The sequence below is a fragment of the Roseisolibacter sp. H3M3-2 genome (assembly GCF_029211165.1).
In the GTDB taxonomy this organism is placed as follows: Bacteria; Gemmatimonadota; Gemmatimonadetes; order Gemmatimonadales; family Gemmatimonadaceae; genus Roseisolibacter.
Genome location: NZ_JARGEK010000587.1, coordinates 1 through 1,947 on the forward strand (window position 1 = coordinate 1; position 1,947 = coordinate 1,947).

The window sequence follows — 1,947 nt, forward strand, 5'->3', positions numbered from 1 at the left end:
GCTCACAGAACGACATGGCTACGATCCGACTTGCTGGTGCGCGGCGGCGACGACCGGGCGGGGCTCCCGGCGTCGCTCGACCCGGCGGCGGTCCCCGCGCCGCCCCCGGTCGCCCCCACCGCCTCCGCCGGCGACGTCGGCCTCGAGACGCCCCCCCCCGCCGAGCCGCCGCCCGCCGAGCCGGCGCCCGCGGAGCCGGCCCCGGAGCCCGCGCCGGCCCCGGCACGTCCCGACTCCGCCCCGGCCGCGCCCCGCACGCGGGCCGTCTCGGTCGCCGAGCGCTGCCGGTCGACCGTCGACGCCGACCAGCGCAGCTGCCTGTTCGGGCAGCTCCCGTCGATCGACGCGCGGCTGACCCGCGTCTACCAGGCGCTGATCGCCGACTACCGGCGGCAGGCGGGCGGCGAGCGCGAGCCGCTGACGGTGCGGCGGCTGCGCTCGGAGCAGCGGCTGTGGCTCGCCGAGCGGGACCGCGTGTGCCGGCTGCGGACGCGCGAGCGGTCGGGGGAGCGGTGGGGGGCGGCGCGCCTCCCCTGCTTCCGCGAGCTGTCGGCGCGTCGGGCCGCCGAGCTGGCGACGCGCCGCCCGACGCAGACCGCGGAGGTACGGCCGCGGCGGGTGGGGACGGGGGAGTTCGGCTATCGCTGATCGGGCGCCCGCGCCGGGGTGGAGCGCCCCGCGCGTTGCAGCGTCCCGTCCCGTGATCGCGCGGAACGCCGTACGGGCTCTGCCGTTCGCGCTTGCTCCCCCTCCCCGGGAGTCGTAACTTCGCGCCTCGCGGTGGTGCGTGGGGCGTAGTGCGACCGATCGAGTGGAGGCGCGCGTCCCGGTGACGAAGGTGTGCGCGGTCTGCGACGCCCGGTATCCCGACGACCTCGCCTTCTGCGCGAGGGACGGCGCCGCGCTGCGCGCCGAGGGGGGAGGCGAGGAGCTGGTCGGCTCCGTGATCGCCGAGCGCTACCTCGTCACGCGGCTGCTCGGCGAGGGCGGGATGGGGAAGGTCTACCTCGCCCGCCACGTCCGCCTCCCGCAGCAGGTGGCGATCAAGGTGCTGCGCGCCGACCTCGCGCACGACACCGCGGCCGTCGCGCGCTTCACGCGCGAGGCCTCCAACGCCGCGCAGATCGAGCAGGAGCACGTCGCGCGCGTCTACGACTTCGGCGAGACGCCCGACGGCCTCGTCTACCTGGCGATGGAGTTCGTGCCGGGCGAGACGCTGCGCCACCTCGTGGAGCGCGAGGGCGCGCTGCCGCCGCGCCGCGTGGCGGAGCTGGTCCGGCAGATCGCCGAGGGGCTCGACGCGGCGCACCAGCTGCCGCACCCGCTGATCCACCGCGACCTGAAGCCCGAGAACGTCCTCATCGTCACGACGGCGAGCGGACGCGATCGCGTGAAGGTGATGGACTTCGGGATCGCCAAGGCGTTCGGCGTCGACGAGCGCGGCCTCACCCGCACGGGCTTCGTCGTCGGCACGCCCGAGTTCATGAGCCCCGAGCAGCTCCTCGGCGAGCCGCTCGACGCGCGCAGCGACGTGTACGCGCTGGCGCTGGTCGCGTTCGTGTGCCTCACGGGGCAGCTGCCGTTCGAGTCGACGACGCCCGAGCGCGCGCGCCTGGGGCGGCTGCTCGAGCCGCCGCGCCGGCTGCTCGACCTCGCGCCCGAGGGCGCGTGGCCGGCGTCGCTGCAGGCGGTGCTCGACGACGCGCTGTCGCGCGACCCGGCCGCGCGTCCGCCGACCGCCGGCGACTTCTCCGAGCGGCTGTCGGCTGCGATCGGCGAGACGTGGGGGCTGGGGTCGGTGTCGGGCGCGCACGTGCCGCTCCGCACCCCGGACGCCGTGCCGGCGGCGGTCGTGCTGCCGGCGGAGGCGGCGGCGGCGTCGGCCTCGGCCGACGTCGCGACGCCCGAGCCGATCGTGCGGGCGGTGGAGCCCGCACGATCGGCTCG

General features: G+C 77.3%; 2 protein-coding genes. Both read left to right on the plus strand.

The window, feature by feature from the left end:
• Positions 1-648, plus strand: a 648-nt coding sequence (locus PYV61_RS24820) for a lysozyme inhibitor LprI family protein (RefSeq protein ID WP_275836563.1), incomplete at its 5' end; no start/stop codon positions are given.
• Between the two features lie 163 nt (positions 649-811).
• The coding region (locus tag PYV61_RS24825; protein ID WP_275836564.1) for a serine/threonine-protein kinase at positions 812-1,947 on the plus strand (1,136 nt) is incomplete at its 3' end.